The organism is Halobacterium rubrum (genome assembly GCF_021729015.1).
GTDB classification, from domain to species: Archaea; Halobacteriota; Halobacteria; order Halobacteriales; family Halobacteriaceae; genus Halobacterium; species Halobacterium rubrum.
Genome location: NZ_JAJQQZ010000001.1, coordinates 284575 through 300490, shown reverse-complemented (window position 1 = coordinate 300490; position 15916 = coordinate 284575). Strand labels below are relative to the sequence as shown.

At 70.6% G+C, this 15916-nt stretch carries 17 protein-coding genes; 11 read left to right on the top strand and 6 right to left on the bottom strand.

All coding sequences use genetic code 11. The annotated features are described in order from the left end of the window. Positions 1-260 precede the first annotated feature (260 nt). From LT971_RS01555 to LT971_RS01545, 3 genes are all read left to right on the top strand, one after another. Positions 261-1670 carry a DUF7282 domain-containing protein gene (locus tag LT971_RS01555; protein WP_237005092.1) on the top strand — a complete coding sequence of 470 codons (1410 nt, stop codon included), beginning with the start codon at positions 261-263 and terminating at the stop codon, positions 1668-1670. A 71-nt stretch (positions 1671-1741) separates the two neighbouring features. Next, positions 1742-2746 (top strand): AAA family ATPase, encoded by a 1005-nt coding sequence (locus LT971_RS01550; protein ID WP_237005091.1) that lies wholly within the window; start codon positions 1742-1744, stop codon positions 2744-2746. 30 nt (positions 2747-2776) lie between these two features. Next, positions 2777-3130 carry a hypothetical protein gene (locus LT971_RS01545; protein ID WP_237005090.1) on the top strand — a complete coding sequence of 118 codons (354 nt, stop codon included), beginning with the start codon at positions 2777-2779 and terminating at the stop codon, positions 3128-3130. Here LT971_RS01545 and LT971_RS01540 read toward each other — a convergent pair. Further along, positions 3112-3726, bottom strand: coding sequence for a hypothetical protein (locus LT971_RS01540; RefSeq protein WP_237005089.1), 615 nt, complete (start codon positions 3724-3726; stop codon positions 3112-3114). The two genes, LT971_RS01545 and LT971_RS01540, sit on opposite strands and share 19 nt — an antisense overlap. A 115-nt stretch (positions 3727-3841) precedes the next feature. Beyond that, positions 3842-4906 carry a methyltransferase domain-containing protein gene (locus LT971_RS01535; protein WP_237005088.1) on the bottom strand — a complete coding sequence of 355 codons (1065 nt, stop codon included), beginning with the start codon at positions 4904-4906 and terminating at the stop codon, positions 3842-3844. A gap of 114 nt (positions 4907-5020) precedes the next feature. On the opposite strand from LT971_RS01535, the gene LT971_RS01530 reads away from it, so the two are divergent. The 3 genes from LT971_RS01530 (at position 5021) to LT971_RS01520 (ending at position 6425) form a co-directional block, all read left to right on the top strand. Continuing rightward, positions 5021-5581, top strand: coding sequence for a TATA-box-binding protein (locus LT971_RS01530; RefSeq protein ID WP_237005087.1), 561 nt, complete (start codon positions 5021-5023; stop codon positions 5579-5581). 6 nt (positions 5582-5587) lie between these two features. Further along, positions 5588-5986, top strand: a complete 399-nt coding sequence (locus tag LT971_RS01525) for a DUF7473 family protein (RefSeq protein ID WP_237005086.1) — start codon at positions 5588-5590, stop codon at positions 5984-5986. Between the two features lie 67 nt (positions 5987-6053). After that, positions 6054-6425, top strand: a complete 372-nt coding sequence (locus LT971_RS01520; protein ID WP_237005085.1) for a hypothetical protein — start codon at positions 6054-6056, stop codon at positions 6423-6425. A 35-nt stretch (positions 6426-6460) separates the two neighbouring features. Here the strand turns inward: LT971_RS01520 and hisG are convergent, their stop codons facing one another. Then, positions 6461-7309, bottom strand: coding sequence for an ATP phosphoribosyltransferase (gene hisG / locus LT971_RS01515; RefSeq protein ID WP_237005084.1), 849 nt, complete (start codon positions 7307-7309; stop codon positions 6461-6463). 104 nt (positions 7310-7413) lie between these two features. Here hisG and LT971_RS01510 point away from each other — a divergent pair, with 104 nt between their 5' ends. After that, complete coding sequence (locus LT971_RS01510; RefSeq protein WP_237005083.1) at positions 7414-7944, top strand: hypothetical protein; 531 nt, start codon at positions 7414-7416, stop codon at positions 7942-7944. A gap of 99 nt (positions 7945-8043) precedes the next feature. Here the strand turns inward: LT971_RS01510 and LT971_RS01505 are convergent, their stop codons facing one another. Further along, positions 8044-8385 (bottom strand): hypothetical protein, encoded by a 342-nt coding sequence (locus LT971_RS01505; RefSeq protein WP_237005082.1) that lies wholly within the window; start codon positions 8383-8385, stop codon positions 8044-8046. A 286-nt stretch (positions 8386-8671) separates the two neighbouring features. Here LT971_RS01505 and LT971_RS01500 point away from each other — a divergent pair, with 286 nt between their 5' ends. From LT971_RS01500 to LT971_RS01490, 3 genes are all read left to right on the top strand, one after another. Beyond that, complete coding sequence (locus LT971_RS01500; protein ID WP_237005081.1) at positions 8672-9970, top strand: amidohydrolase; 1299 nt, start codon at positions 8672-8674, stop codon at positions 9968-9970. A 93-nt stretch (positions 9971-10063) separates the two neighbouring features. Next, positions 10064-11083 carry a hypothetical protein gene (locus LT971_RS01495; protein WP_237005080.1) on the top strand — a complete coding sequence of 340 codons (1020 nt, stop codon included), beginning with the start codon at positions 10064-10066 and terminating at the stop codon, positions 11081-11083. Positions 11084-11185: 102 nt separating this feature from the next. Further along, the gene (locus LT971_RS01490) at positions 11186-12472 is read left to right on the top strand and encodes an adenosylhomocysteinase (protein WP_237005079.1); all 1287 of its coding nucleotides are present in this window, start codon (positions 11186-11188) and stop codon (positions 12470-12472) included. Between the two features lie 117 nt (positions 12473-12589). On the opposite strand, the gene LT971_RS01485 is transcribed toward LT971_RS01490, so the two are convergent. Beyond that, complete coding sequence (locus tag LT971_RS01485) at positions 12590-12751, bottom strand: hypothetical protein (RefSeq protein WP_237005078.1); 162 nt, start codon at positions 12749-12751, stop codon at positions 12590-12592. Continuing rightward, complete coding sequence (locus tag LT971_RS01480; protein WP_237005077.1) at positions 12748-13014, bottom strand: HalOD1 output domain-containing protein; 267 nt, start codon at positions 13012-13014, stop codon at positions 12748-12750. The genes LT971_RS01485 and LT971_RS01480 overlap by 4 nt, the downstream gene beginning before the upstream one ends. 150 nt (positions 13015-13164) lie before the next feature. On the opposite strand from LT971_RS01480, the gene LT971_RS01475 reads away from it, so the two are divergent. Next, positions 13165-15852 (top strand): bacterio-opsin activator domain-containing protein, encoded by a 2688-nt coding sequence (locus LT971_RS01475; protein WP_237005076.1) that lies wholly within the window; start codon positions 13165-13167, stop codon positions 15850-15852. Positions 15853-15916 lie beyond the last annotated feature (64 nt).

The window sequence follows — 15916 nt, the reverse complement described above, 5'->3', positions numbered from 1 at the left end:
CCCGCCGGCCACTGCGACACCGACGCGCGTTCCCGGCCAGCACGCCGTGCGTTCGGCGACGGAGGAGCCGCCTGCTGCGGGTAGGCTCGCGTTTCGTCGGCCGTCCACCTCGCTCCCCGGACCTGTTCGCTCGCCGAGACGGGTACGGTCGGCTTTCACTGCGTACGCTCGCTTTTCTCGGAGTAGCAGTCCTGTATACTCCGAAATCGGCGTTAACTATCTGTCGCGTTTATTCGGATTGCGCCCCTCGTTGCGCTGGCATGGCACGTACGAGACACATCGGCGTACTGGTCGTCGTGGCGACGCTCGTCCTCTGGGGCGGCGCCGCCGCGGCGACGGCGGGACCGGCGCTCGGTGGCGCCGGCATCGCCGACGACACGAGGGCAGCACAGGTACAGCAGCAACAGCAGGAGGACGGGAACGCGTCCGTGACGTTCGACAACCAGACGGTCGAGAACGGGACGGTCACCGTCCAGAACGTCACCCTCCCGGAGGGTGGCTACGTCGCCGTTCACGACGACCGGCTGCTGGACGGTGACGCCGTCGAGAGCGTCGTCGGCGTCTCCGAGTACCTCGAACCGGGCACGTACGAGAACGTCTCCGTGGCGCTCTTCGAGGGCGTCCGGGGTGCCGACACCGAGAACGTCTCGATGCCGAACGGCACCGAGACGCTCGTCGCGATGCCCCACCAGGAGACCACTGGCAACGAGACCTACGACTTCGTGTTCACTGGCAGCGCCGACGACGGCCCCTACGCGGTGGACAACGAAACCGTGACCGACGACGCGCAGGTCGAGTTCGCGATGGACGGCGCGCAGGTCGACGACCGCGGGCTCGTCGTGGAGTCGCTCGAGGCACCGGCGTTCGCGGCGCCGAACGCCACCATCACGGTGAACGCTACTGTCGCGAACACGCTCGACGAGGCAGCAAGCGGTGACGTCGCGTTCCGGCTGGCCGGCAGCGGCGCCGACGTCGTCGTCCGGCAGAACGTGACGGTGAACGCCTCCGGCAACGAGACGGTGACGTTCGAGCTGAACGCCTCGGCCGTCGGGCAGGGCGAGTACATCCACGGCGTCACGACCGAGAACTCCAGCGGGTTCGCAGCCATCGAAGTCACGAACGAGTCGCAGGTGCGGTTCACGCCCGCCGGCAACGACGCCACGAACGTCACCGTCGACAGCGTGTTCGTGCCCGAGGGCGGCTACGTCGCCGTCCACGACAACACGTTCCTGGAGGGTGACACCGTCGGCAGCGTCGTCGGGGTCTCCGAGTACCTCGAGCCCGGCGTCCACGAGAACGTCTCCGTGCCGCTCTTCGAGAACGTCTCGGGCGCCGAGTTCGACGAGAACGCGTCCGTCGAGCCGGGCGAGACGCTCGTCGCGATGCCCCACCAGGAGACCACCGGCAACGAGACCTACGACTTCGTCGCCAGCGACGGCGCCGAGGACGGCCCGTACACGGTCGACGGCGAGGCCGTGCTGGGCTTTGCGGCCGGTAGTGAGCAGTCCGCCGATGACGGACAGGGTGACGGTGCAGGCGACCAAGGACAGGGCAGTGACGGCGACGCAGAGGGCGACGGCGGCGACGGGCAGGGCAGTGACGGCGACGCAGAGGGCGACGGCGACGACGGGCAGGGCGGCGACGGCGGTCAGGGCGGCGGGCAGAACTGAGCAGGCCCGGACCCCGCAACCGACACCCCGGACCGACTCTTTCTTTGTGCCGCGGCGGCTACCCCGCAGTGATGGACGAGCCGCTGTGGATCGACGAGCACGCGCCGTCGCTGGCCGACCTCCCGCAGGAGAGCGTGCGGGACCGGCTGCGGGACGCCGTCGACGAGCCCGTGAACCTCGTCGTGTACGGGCCGCCGGGCGCGGGGAAGACGGCGGCCGTCCGCGCGCTCGCCGAGGCCGCCCACGACGACCCCGACAACGACCTCGTGGAGTTGAACGTCGCGGACTTCTTCGGGATGACGAAAAAGGAGATCAGCGAGGACCCGCGGTTCGCGCCGTTCATCGACTCGAAGCGCCGCCGGAACTCCTCGAAGGCGGACCTCGTGAACCACGTGCTGAAGGAGACAGCGAGCTACTCACCGGTCTCCGGCGGCTACAACACGATCCTGCTGGACAACGCCGAGGCCATCCGGGAGGACTTCCAGCAGGCGCTGCGGCGCGTGATGGAGCGCCACCACGAGGCGACGCAGTTCGTCATCGCGACCCGCCAGCCCTCCAAGCTGATTCCGCCGATTCACTCGCGGTGTTTCCCCGTGTCGGTGCGCGCGCCGAGCGACGACGAGATCGTCGGCGTGCTCCGGGACATCGTGGAAGCCGAGGGCGTCGACTACGAGCCGGACGGCCTGGAGTTCGTCGCGGGGTACGCCGAGGGCGACCTCCGGGAGGCCGTGTTGAGCGCGCAGACGACCGCCGAGCAGGAAGGCGAGGTGACGATGAACGCCGCCTACGAGACCCTCCAGGACGTCGGCAGCGACGACGTCGTCGAATCGATGCTCGACGACGCCGAGGCGGGCGACTTCACGGACGCGCGGTCGACGCTCGACGACCTGCTCGTCGACGAGGGGATGAGCGGCGGCGAGGTGCTGGACGAACTCCTCGACGTCGCGCGTTCGCGGTACTCCGGCGACGAGCTCGCGGAGCTGTACGCGATGGCGGGCGACGTGGAGTTCGACCTCACGCAGGGCAACAGCGACCGCGTGCAGCTCGGTCGGCTGCTCGCGGAACTCGGTCGGTAGCTTTTCGTCGGCCCGCACCCGACTCCACCTGTGTCACTCGCGGATACGCTGGAGCGCGCCGGTATCGTCGTCGGGACGATGGTGCTGTCGGCGCTCCCCGGGTCCATCCTCGTGACCGCCGTCGACAGCCAGAGCACGCCCTGGTGGGGGCCGCTGGTGGTGCTCGCGCCGGCGTTCGCGCTCGGGTGGGCGCTCGCGCACGACCGCCCGAGTTTCGACTACGACGACGTCTGGTTCGTCTGCCTGCTCGGCTACCTCCTCACGGTGGCCGGGCTCGCTGTCCTCGACGTGAGCGTCGGCGAGGACGGCGGGCTGGCGGTGCTGGCCGTGGGCGTCGGCGCCTACCTCGCCGCTGCGGGCGTTCGCTACTGGTGGCGGGAGTAGTACCGGGCGTACACCACCGCCGGCAGGCCGAGCGGGAGCGCGAGCACGCCGAACGCCAGCGTCAACTGCCGGCCGCCGGTCCGGTTCGTTCTCGCGAGCACGAACGCGACGACGCCGAGCGCCGCGATGGCGTACGCGAGGTTGCTCCAGGCCGGCAGGTACGACGAGCAGTACCCCCAGCAGGCGAACGTGTACGACGGCGCGTTCCACGACGCCGGGTGGAGTTTCGGCCAGAAGAACCGGCAGTACGTCGTGAGCGCGAGCATCAGGCCGGCGGGGACGCCGACGAGCCAGCCAGCCGGCCCCGCTCGCGGTGATGGGGGCAGCCGTCGGTAGGCGGCGAGGAGGACGAACGGGGTGGCCACGACCCACGTCCAGATGGCGACGGTGTACGTCACGGGCCAGTGTTCGATTCGTGGCTGGGTGACCGGGAGTCTGAGCGACGCCGGCAGGGTCGCCCACGGGAACGACGGGTCGGGGACCGGGTTCGTGAAGAAGGCGAGGAGGCCGAGGACGGTCCCTGCCGCGAGGACGGACGGGCCGGCGTCGGCGGCGCGGGCGAGCCAGTCGGGGAGGCGGGGCGGTCGCTGGTGCACACGAACACCGACGGTCGCATCGTTGAATGCGATTTTCCCTCAGAATCCAAACTGACAGCCGGACAAAATACAGGGTTCCGAGAGGTCGAGCGGGGCCGAACGTTGCTACCCGGCGTCAACCGAGAACGAGGACGTGCCGGACCAGCGACCGGTGGACGCGGCGCTCGAAGCGCGACTCGACGCTCCAGCCCGCAGCGGCGGCTTCCTCGCGCCAGTCGCGGTCGGCGACGAGCACGCAGCGGCCGTCGACGACGCGCCGGACCTCGCTCAGGGCGCCGCCGACGAGGTCCGCGAGGTCGTGGGTCGCGATCTTCGACTGGCGGCCGTACGGCGCGTCGAAGACTGCGGCGTCGACAGGCTTCGCCTGTCGGCCCGATGAACTCCGTTCATCGACGTCGACGCTGCCGTCTTCGAGCGGGAGGCTGGTGGCGTCGGCGCGCGCCACGTCGAAGTCGTCGAGGAAGTGCGCGAGGTTCTGGCGGGCGCCCGCGACCATCTTCGACTGGGCGTCCGTCCCGACCGGGCGAGCGCCGAGCAACCCCGCTTCGATGAGGACGCCGCCGGTGCCACACATCGGGTCGAGGACGCGGTCGCCGGGGGCGACGCGGGCGAGGTTGCAGACGGCGCGCGCGAGCAGCGGGTCCATGCTGCCCGGCTGGAAGAACGGCCGGTCGGTGGGTTTGCGGTCGCCGTAGTCCCGGACGGACTCGGCGGCGAGCCACGCGAGGAAACACGAACCGGTGGCTCGCGGCTCGCTACGCTCACCGCTCGCGTTTTCCGCGGCGCGTGGCGCCGCGCTGAACAGCGCACGGAGCTCGTGGTCGGGGTCGTCGAGGTCCACGTCGAAGCCGGCGTCGACGAGCACGCCGCCGAGTTCGCGTTCGGCGCGCTGGGTGTCCACGCCGGTCGTCTTGCGGACGTCGCGGGCGCGGACGGCGACCGTGCCGTCGCGGGCGAGCACGGCGTCCCGGAGCGCATCGACTGCGGCCGGTATCGTGGCGTCGGTGGTCGCGACGTGCTCGCCGGCGCGGTGCGTGTACGCCAGTCCCGCCAGCCGGTCGGCGTCGATGCTGCTGGCGGTGGCGACGCCGGGTGCGGTCACGTCGGCGTCGGGGGCTGCAACGCGGGCTTCGGCGGCGGCGAACGCGTCGTCGTCGCCGCCGAGTTCGAGCACGAACACGGGTGAACTGGACGCCCGCGGGCAATCAGGCTGCCGGTGGCTGCAGGTATTTGAGGCACCACTACCCGGACCACGAACCTTTTTAAACCTTAAATACGTGGTTTAAGTCGAACGATGACCGACCCCAAGGAAACCATCAACATTGAAAACGTGGTCGCCTCCACCGGTATCGGCCAGGAGCTCGACCTCCAGAGCGTGGCGATGGACCTCGAGGGCGCCGACTACGACCCCGAGCAGTTCCCCGGGCTCGTCTACCGCACTCAGGACCCGAAGAGCGCAGCACTCATCTTCCGCTCCGGCAAGATCGTCTGTACCGGCGCGAAGTCCACCGACGACGTCCACGAGAGCCTCCGCATCGTCTTCGACAAGCTCCGCGAGCTCTCCATCCAGGTGGAAGACGACCCCGAAATCGTCGTCCAGAACATCGTCACGTCGGCCGACCTCGGCCGCCAGCTCAACCTCAACGCCATCGCCATCGGCCTCGGCCTCGAGAACATCGAGTACGAGCCCGAGCAGTTCCCCGGCCTCGTCTACCGCCTCGACGAGCCCGAAGTGGTCGCGCTCCTGTTCGGCTCCGGCAAACTCGTCATCACCGGCGGGAAGAAGCCCAAGGACGCCGAGCACGCCGTCGACAAGATCACGTCCCGGCTCGAAGAACTCGGCCTGCTCGAGTAACCGGCCGTGGCCGCCGTAGCAGCCGCCGTCGTCGCCGCGACCGACGCCGTCGTCGAACCGGCAACGGGCACGCCCCTCCAGTTCGTCGCCACGTTCGTCGGTGGCTGGCTGCTGTTCGGGTTCACCGCGCACGCCGCCGCCACGTACGTGCTCGGCGACGTCCCCTGGAAACGGGGGTTCCTCGTCGGTCTGGCGCCCGCCGTGGTGACCGTCGCGCTCGTGCGCTTCAGCCCGCTGCTCATCGTCGCCGTCGGGCTCGCCGCCGACTTCGCCGCGGTCCGCGCGGTCTACCGGGTGCGCTACCGGACGACGGCGTTCGTCGTCGTGATGCACTACACCGTGTCGCTGGCCGTGGTGTTGCTCGTAGCGAACGTGCTCGCCATCCTCGGCACCGCACCCGGGTGACGCCGGCAGTCGCAGGGCGAGAGAACGCCCACCCCGGTTTTTTGTGCAGTGTGTGGTGTCGGCGAGTATGGACGAGTACGACCGACAGGCCCTCCGCGCGAGCGCCCTCACTCTCGGCGCCGCCGTGCTCGCGTACGCCGCCGCCTACGTCCGCCCGCCCGGTCCCGACGTCGCCGCCGTCTTCGGTCTCGCGGCCGTCCTCTCGCTGGCGACCTACTACTTCTTCGACGAGCCGAGCGTGCTCGCCGGCGTGTGGGTCGCTCCCTCCGCCGGCATTCTGGTGTCGCTTGCCGCCGAGACCCCCGACCAGATGCGGATGGCGGCAATCGCGCTGGCCGCGCTGAGCGTGGTCGGCATCGTCGCCTACCCGCTTGCGGGGACGGCCGCGAGAGCCGTCGACCGCGCGAAGCGACAGCTCCGCGGGACGAGCGACCAGTAGGGACGCGGGAGGTCGGCGAGCGACGCGAGCAGCGGCTACTCGACGAGGCGTTCGATCTCCGTGACGAGGATGCCGGAGGCGCCCACGCCCTTGAGGTCGTTGACGGCCTCGAAGACGTCGCGCTCGGCGACGACGGCGTGGACGGCCACCATCCCCGGTTCGTCGACGTCGAGCACCGTCGGGCCGCCCAGTCCGGGCAGCACGTCCTTGACGTCGTCGAGGCGGTCCTCGGGCGCGTTCAACATCACGTATCGCTTGCCGGCGGCGTCGAGCACCGACCGGAGCGCCGTCTCGACCTGCTGGACCTTCGGGTCGTCGCGGACGTCCTCGCGGGCGAACAGTCGCACGGAGCTCGCCAGCACCTCGTCGACGATTGCGAGCCGGTTCACGCGTAGCGTCGTACCCGTCGACGTGATGTCGACGATGGCGTCGGCCATCTCGACGTGGGGCGTGAGTTCGGTGGCGCCCGTCACCTCGACGATCTCGGGGTCGACGCCTTTCCCGTCGAAGTAGTCGCGGGTGACCGTCGGGAACTCGGTGGCGACGGTCTTCCCGTCGAGGTCGCCGGGTTCGGTGATGTCGCCGTCCTCGGGCGCCGCGAGCACGAGCCGGCACTTCCCGAAGTCGAGGTCCAGCAGTTCGGCGACGTCGTCGACGGCGGACTCCCGCACCTGGTCGTAGCCCGTGATGCCGACGTCGGCGGCGCCGTCGGCGACGTACTCGGGGATATCGGCGGCGCGCGCGTACAGCACCGTGATGTCGGGGTCGACGGTGTCGGCGTACAGCTGACGGTCGGCGCCGTTCTCGACGCCGATGCCGGCGCGGTCCAGCAACTCCAGGGTGGGGTCGTGCAGGCGCCCCTTGTTGGGTACGGCGATTCGCATGCTGTCGGCTTCGACGGGAGTCCGGAACTACCTTTGGGTGGCGGGCGCCGGCACTGGTGGGAGAGCGGGTGGTTTCAAGCGAGCGGGCGGCCCAGACGGTGTGTATGCTGGAGCGCGCTCGCGAGTACGGGCCGGTCGGGCTGGTGCCGCTGGCGTGGGGGTTCGCCGCCGCCGCCCACCTCGGGTACGTCGGCGAACACTCGCTGTTCGTCGCGCACGTCGTGATGGTCGTCCTGCTGGCGTCGTTCGCGGCGCTGTCGTGGACGGAGATGCGGGACGGCGCGCTGCGGGCGTGGCGGACCGTCGTCACCGCCGGCGTCGGCGTGACGGCGCTCGGGCTGGCGTCCTTCCGGGTGTCCGCCGAGCCCGCCGGCATGCTCCGGGCGGGGGCCGTCGTCGGCTGGATGCTGCTGCCGGCGTGGGGGCTAGTGGACACCTCGCGCCGGACGCCCGACCCGGCGTTCGCCCGCGTCTACCTCGGTGCCGCCGTGGCGTCCGTCGCGGGCGCCGCGCTCGCGGTGTTCGGGCTCGCGTCGTGGGTGCCGGCGGCCGGCTGGGTCGTGCTCGCCGGCATCGCCGCGACCGGGGTCGGCCAGACTGCGAGCATCGTGGCGGCCGCCCGCCAGAACTCGTAGGGCGCGCCCGACAGATTCACGCCCCGGTCGGCGTGCCACGTTTCGATTTCGGTAGAAGCACGCGCGAACGGGAGGAGACCGGTGACGGGTCGCGGCTCGTCAGGCGAGCACGACTATCGCGAGGATACCGACGACGCCGAAGCCGATGAGCGACAACGCGGCTTCGAGACGCCCGGGGAACGAGACCCCGGTGTTCTCCGGCGCCGAGCCGTCGCTACTCACGAACCCGGCTTCGGCACCTTCGTCAATGGTGTCGGCGCCAGTCTCCGCGGCGACCAGCAGCGGTGCGATGAGTCCCGCGATGCCGACCATAATCATCGCGAGAAGTCTGAGCGAGAACGTCGTCGCGACGGCGGTGATGCCGACGAGGAGGCCGCCGGCGACACCGCCGACGCCGACGGTGTATCGAAGGATTGCGCGTGTCAGTGTCTGTGGTGGCATTGGGTGGGTGCAGTGAGTGCGGCGCCGTGTTCTTGCGTGCCAACGCGAGTCAGTCCGGGCGCTCGGCGAGGGCGGTTGCGGTGTGCCGGTGGTCGTCGCCGGGACGGCCAGCCGCGTCCACGCTGGAGGCGACCCCGTGTACGACGAGACGACATACACCTTGTTTCCACCACTGATTCATATATGTTTTTGGTAAGGTTTGGGCAGTCCACGGTCCGCAGTTTCCCGCGGGAGACTGAGCGGGGAACCCGACAGATTCACACCGGGAACCCCCGAATCCCAGGCCATGAGTACGCTGCGAATCGCGGGCGGGTCGGTCCTCCGGCCGGACTTCTCTGTGACCGAGGGCGACGTGCTGGTCGACCGCGAAGCCGGCGAGATTCTCGCCGTCGGCGAGGACGTCGAGGGCGGCGACGAGCGACTGGACGCCGAGGGCTGTCTGGTGATGCCGGGGCTTGTCAACGCCCACTGCCACGCGGCGATGACGCTGCTCCGGGGGTACGCGGACGACAAGCCGCTGGACGCGTGGCTACAGGAGGACATCTGGCCGGCCGAGGCCGAACTCGGCGCCGAGGACGTCCGCGCCGGCACCGAGCTCGCGCTCGTCGAGCTGATTCGCTCGGGGACGACAGCGTTCGCGGACATGTACTTCCACGTGCCGGAAGTGGCCGACGCCGTCGAACGAGCGGGCGTGCGCGCCCGGCTCGGCCACGGCGTCGTCACGGTCGGGAAAGACGACGAGCAGGCCATCGAGGACAACGAGGAGAGCCTCGAGGTGGCCCGGGAGTTCGACGGCGCCGCCGACGGCCGCATCCGGACGGCGTACATGCCCCACAGCCTCACCACCGTGGGCGAACAGTACCTCCGCGAGTTCGTCTTCCAGGCGCGGGAGGCGGGCGTCCCCGTGCACTTCCACGCCAACGAGACCGAGGACGAGGTTGCGCCCATCGTGGACGAGCGCGGCGTCCGCCCCATGGAGTACGCCGAGGACGTCGGGCTCCTCGAGGACGGCGACTTTCTCGCGCACGGCGTCCACACCGACGAGACGGAAGTCGAGTTGCTGGCCGAGTCGGGCGCGAGTGTCGTCCACTGCCCTGCGTCGAACATGAAACTCGCCTCCGGGATGGCGCCCGTGCAGGCGATGCGGGACGCCGGCGTCACCGTCGCGCTCGGCACGGACGGCGCCGCGTCGAACAACGACCTCGACGTCTTCGACGAGCTGCGGGACGCCGCGATGCTCGGAAAGCTCCAGGCCGGCGCCGCCGACGCCGTCCCGGCCGAGGCAGCCGTCGAGATGGCCACTGCTGGCGGCGCCGACGCCCTCGGCTTCGAGGACTCCGGCCGAGTCGAGGCGGGCGCGAACGCGGACCTCGCCGTCGTCGACTTCTCGGCGCCACACCTGACGCCCGTCCACGACCACGTCTCCCACCTCGCGTACGCCGCGACCGGACAGGACGTCCGACACACGGTCTGCGACGGCGAGGTCCTCATGCGGGACCGCGAGGTCCTGCCGTTCGACGAGGCCGCGGTCCGGGAGTGCGCCCAGCAGCGGGCCGCCGCCGTCGCGGAGCGCGCCGGCGAGTAGGCGACCTACCAGTACCACGGCCAAAACACCCAAATACTCGAAGTTCGGCGGCCAGCAACGTTATTGCACTCACGTGGTAACAAAGCGACGACCATGGGCAAGACAGGGCACGCAGTACTGGTCGTGGCGCTGTTCGTCGCGGCCGTCGCAGCCGTCCCGGGCGGGGCGGCGGCGGCGGACGGCGGCCTGCACGTGAGCGGCGAGCAGGCTGACGACGGCACGGTGACCGTGACCGTCACGGACAACGAGACCGCGGTGGCGAACGCGTCAGTCACCGTCGACGCACTGAACAACTCGACGTACGCCGGCGAGGGCGGCTACGAGACGGGCGAGAACGGCACCGTCACCCTCCCCGCACCAGAGCAGAACGTCTCCGTCGACGTGACGGCGGCGGCGAACAACACGACGGCGTCGACGACGCTGGACCTCGTGGCGCCGACTGACGACGGCGACGAGGAGTCGCTGGCGGTCGACGTGACGCAGGCCGACGACGGCTCCGCGACGGTCGACGTGACGACGAACGGCACGGGCGTCGCGAACGCCTCGGTCGGCGTCACGGCACAGGACAACGTCTCGTACGCCGGCGAGGGCGACTACGAGACGGGCGAGAACGGCACCGTCGACCTGCCGGCGCCCGAGCAGAACGTCACCGTCGACGTCACCGCCGAGGCGGACAACCTGACAGCGTCGGCGACCGCGACGCTGACCGCCGTCGAGGACAACGGCTCCGAGGCGAACGAGTCGTTCGGCGCACGGGTGTCCGCGTTCGTGCACTCGCTGCAGGCCGGTGGCAACATGAGCGGACACGCCGTGGCGGCGTTCGTCACGGACAACAACCCCGGCGCGGACAACCGCTCGGACAACGCCAACGCCGGCCCGCCCGAGGAGAAGGGCAACGACAAGGCCGGCGGCGACGACGAGAAGGGCGCTGACAGCGAGGACGACGAGAAAGGCGCCGAGGACGAGAACGACGAGAAGAAGGGCAACAACGGCAACGGCAACGGCAACGCGGACGACGACGAAGACGACGAAGACGACGACGAGGAGAAGGGCAACAACGGCAACGGCAACGGCAACGGTAACGGCGGCGGCAACGGCAACGGCCCGCCGTAAGCCGACAGCTGTTTTTCTCCGGGCGGTCCGTCGGCGTCGCGGGTAGCGGCTGGCGCCGACGGCTTCGGTAGCGTTTTGGGTTCGGTGCCCGTCGATTCCTGCATGACGACGACTGCGTCACCCATCAGCAGTCGGCTCGAGGACGTCGAGTCGGCGCGCGAGGAGGGACGGAAGAAGATCGACTGGGCGTTCGAACACATGCCCATCCTGTCGACGCTGCGCGAGGAGTTCGAGGACGAGCAGGTGCTTTCGGGCGAGACGGTCGGGATGGCGCTGCACGTCGAGGCGAAGACGGCGGCGCTCGTCGAGACGATGGCCGACGCCGGCGCGGAGGTCGCCATCACGGGCTGCAACCCGCTGTCGACCCACGACGACGTGAGCGCGGCGCTGGACGCCCACGAGAACATCTCGTCGTACGCCGAGCACGGCGTCGACGACGAGGCATACTACGAGGCCATCGACGCCGTGCTCGCCCACGAGCCGACGGTGACGGTCGACGACGGCGGCGACCTCGTCTTCCGCGTGCACGAGGAGCACCCCGAGCTCATCGAAACCATCGTCGGCGGCACCGAGGAGACGACGACCGGCGTCCACCGGCTGCGGTCGATGGACGCCGACGGCGCGCTCGACTACCCCGTGTTCGCCGTCAACGACACGCCGATGAAGCGGCTGTTCGACAACGTCCACGGCACGGGCGAGGCGTCGCTGTCCTCCATCGCGATGACCACGAACCTCTCGTGGGCGGGCAAGAACGTCGTCGTCGCCGGGTTCGGCTACTGCGGGAAGGGCGTCGCGCGGAAGGCAAGCGGCCAGAACGCGAACGTCGTCGTCACCGAGATCGACGAGCGGCGCGCGCTGGAGGCCCACATGGAGGGCTACGACGTGATGTCGATGGACGAGGCCGCCGAGGTCGGCGACGTCTTCATCACGACCACCGGGAACCGGGACGTCATCGTCGACCGCCACTTCGAGAAGATGGGCGACGGCGCCGTGCTCGCGAACGCCGGCCACTTCGACGTGGAGATCGACCTCGACGCGCTCTCGGCGCTCGCGGACAGCGAGCGCGAGGTCCGTGACGGTGTCCGCGAGTACCGGCTCGCCGACGGCACGCGGCTGAACGTGCTCGCCGAGGGCCGGCTCGTGAACCTCGCGGCGCCCGTCAGCCTCGGCCACCCGGTGGAGGTCATGGACCAGTCGTTCGGCGTGCAGGCGGTCTGCGTGCGCGAACTCGTGGAGAACGGCGACGGCTACGACGCCGGCGTCAACGAGGTCCCGGACGAACTCGACCGGCAGCTCGCCGAGATCAAACTCGAGGCCGAGGGCATCGAGCTCGACGAGCTCACGGACGAGCAGGCCGAGTACATGGACTCCTGGCAGCACGGCACGTAGACCCGGCTCTCGACTGTCTTCTCGCGGTTCCTCGGACGGCACTCGCCAGTCTCGCAGCGCCCGTGCAGCCGTCTCGCAGCGTCCGCCACCTCGCCCGGTGCCCGGCCGGGTGTGGCGTTACTGCGTGACGGGGACGGCGTCGTCGGACTGTATCCAGGCGTGTTCGTTGTGGGGGTCGGCGATCATCGCGACCCGGGTGCCCTCGAGGTCGTACTCCTCGTAGGTGTCTCTCACCGGGTCCTCGCCGGACAGCGTCTCCGGGTGGCGTGCATCGGTCATGCGTCGATCATTTCGCGGGCGCTCGCGTGGACCGTGCCGTCGACGACGACGCTGCCGTCGGCGCGCACGACGACCGTGTGGCCGTCGTGTTCGAAGCTGAGTTCGACGTCGGTCGCACTGGCGACGACGGCGTCGAGGGCGTCGGCGTCGACCGTCTCGTACAGCGGCGGGTCGACGTTGCGAGGTTCGGTATCGGTGGCGCTCGCCAGCGCGGCGACGACGCGGGAACTGACGGGGTGGCGTTCGGTGCGTGCCTCTGACATCGTGTGTGCGGAACGGCCTCCACGGGTATCCCCCTGACCGGTATACTGGTAAACCGCCCCGACTGCCGCCGCAATACGTATAGCGTGTGGTGGAGCCAGCTGTCACTCGCTCCGTGAAAACTATTGTGCCGTGTTACCAACCTGTGTAGAATGAGCAGTGACTCCCGGGACCGCGTGCGGCGCTCGCTCGAGGCGCTGGCCGCCGGCGAAACGGACCTCGACCTGCCGGACGGCGACGAGGAGGAGGAGGAATCCGGCCTCGAGGCGGCCGTCCGCGCGGTCGCCGACCGGCTCCGCGAGGTCCAGCGGGAGCGGGCCGCCGAACGCGACCGGGCGGCCGCGCTGTTCGAACACACCACCGACCCGGTCGTGCGCGTGACCGGGGCGTCGCCGCCGCGAATCGCCGACGGGAACGACGAGTTCGACGCGACGTTCGACGGCGTCGCGTCCGCCGGGTCGTCGCTGGCGGAGTGCTTCGTCGAAGACTGCGGCGACGTGGTCTCGCGCGCGGCGGCCGGCGAGCGGGTCGAGGCGGGCCTGCGGGTGGCCACGTCGGGCGGCGTCGCCGACACCAGCTTCCAGTTCGTGCCGGTCGCCGACGGCGAAGGGTACGCCGTGTTCGGCGACCTCCAGGCGGTGCGGGGCGACCGCGTCGACCGCCGCCAGCGGCTCTACGAGATCACCGCCGACCCGTCGCTGTCTCTCGCCGAGAAGGTCGACCGGCTGCTGACGCTGGGCTGCGAGTGGTTCGACACCGACAACGCCTACCTCAGCCGCATCGACGAGGCCGCCAGCGACTACCGGGTCGAACGCGCTGTCGGGTCCGATTTCGTCGCCGCCGGCGACGAGCTGCCGCTGTCCGCGACGTTCTGCCGGCGCACCATCGACGGCGACGACATCCTCGCCATCTACGACGCGGCGGGCGAGGGCGAAGCGGACGACCCCGGGTACGCCGACAGCGGCATCGCCTGCTACATCGGCGGCCGCGTCGTCGTCGACGACCAGCTGTACGGCACGCTGTGCTTCTTCGACGACGAGCCCTCGGGGGCGCCGTTCACCGCGCTGGACCGCGCGCTCGTGGACCTCATGGCGCGGTGGGTGAGTTACGAACTGGAGCGCGACCGCCGTGAACAGGCGCTGGCGGCGGTCCACGACACCACCGTCGACTTGCTCGGCGTCGACTCGACCGAGACCGCCGCCGAGACCGTGGTCGACACGGTCGAAGACGCGCTCGGCGACGCGGCGGTGGCGTTCTACCAGTTCCAGTCGGCGGACAACGAGTTCGCGCCAGTCGCCGCCACCGCGGCGTTCGCATCCGGCGACCCCCCACCGCTGGACGTCGGTGACGGCTCCGTCCCCTGGGAGTGCTTCCTGGACGGCGAGACGCAGGCATTCGACGACACCACAGTCGTCGCACCCGAGTGGACGCCACGGAACGCTGCGAGGAGTGGCGTCTTCGTCCCCGCTGGCGACCACGGCCTGTTCGTCGTGGCGACGACCGGTTCGCCCCCGAAGGGCGACAGCCGCCGCCTCGTGGAGACCGCGGCCGCGAGCGCCGAGGCGGCGTTCGACCGGCTGGCCAGCGAGGCCGACCTCCGGGCGCGCGAGCGCGAACTCGCCGAGCGCAACGAACGCCTTCAGCGCCGCGTGCAGGTCACCGATATCATGCGCACCATCAACCAGTCGCTGGTCGCCGCCGAGAGCCAGAGGGCCGTGGAGACCGCCGTCTGCGAGGGGCTGGCGGACGCCGACGGCATGCAGTTCGCGTGGGTCGGGGGCTGGGACGCCGACGACGGGCGGCTCAGCCCGCGCAGGTGGGCCGGGGACGGCGGCACCTACCTCGACGCCGTCTCGCTGCGCGCCGACCGCCAGGAGCCCGCGGTCGTCGCCGCACGCGACGACGCTCCCGCCGTCGTCGAAACCGTCGCCGAGCGCGTGACCGCCGAGGAGTGGCGGGAGCACGCGACCGCCCGCGGGTTCGCGTCGGCGCTCGCCGTGCCGCTGTCGGTCGGCCGCCACAGCCACGGCGTGCTCGCAGTCTACGCCGACGAGTCCGGCGCCTTCGGCGACCTGGAGACGGACGTGTTCGCCGAACTCGGCGAGACCATCGCGGACGCGATGGCGGCCGTCGCCGCCCGCGAGGCACTGCAGGCCGACACGCACGTCGAACTCCAGCTGGCGGTGACGGCCGACCAGACCGTCCTCTCCCGGCTCCAGACGGCCACCGGCGGCCGCGTCGTCTACGAGGGGTCGGCGGGCCGGGCCGGCGACGCCAGCGACCTGTTCGTCTCGGTGACGGGCGCGAGCCGGGACGAGGTCGCCGACGCCCTCGCCGGCCTCGCGGGAGTCACTGACTTCCAGCACGTCGCCAGCGCCGACGACCGCCACGCGTTCGAAGTGACGGCGGCGGCCGACAGCCTCCCCCGGGTGCTCGCGCGCAGCGGCGGCAGCCCGCAGTCGGTGGTCGCCGACGACGACGGCCTCAGTGTCGTCGTGGACGTGCCAGCGGCCAGCGACGTCCGCGAGTACGTCGACCGCCTCCGCAGCCGGTACGAGGCGGTCGACCTCGAGGGACGGCGGGACGTCGAGCGGACCGCTCGCACCCGCGAGGAGGTGGTCCGGGACCTCTTCGACTCGCTCACCGAACGCCAGCTGGAGGTGTTGCGGACGGCGTACCTCGCGGGGTTCTTCGAGTGGCCGCGGGAGACCACCGGCGAGGGTGTCGCGGACCTGCTCGGCGTCTCTCAGCCGACTGTGAACCGCCACCTCCGGGTCGCCCAGCGCCGGCTGTTCGAGGAGCTGTTCGCGCTGGAGCGCCCGGCGCCGGTCAGCGAGTGACCCGTCCGCGGAGCGCGCCACGCCGGGACGCAACGCACTAACCACCCCACGGCGTACCACGGAC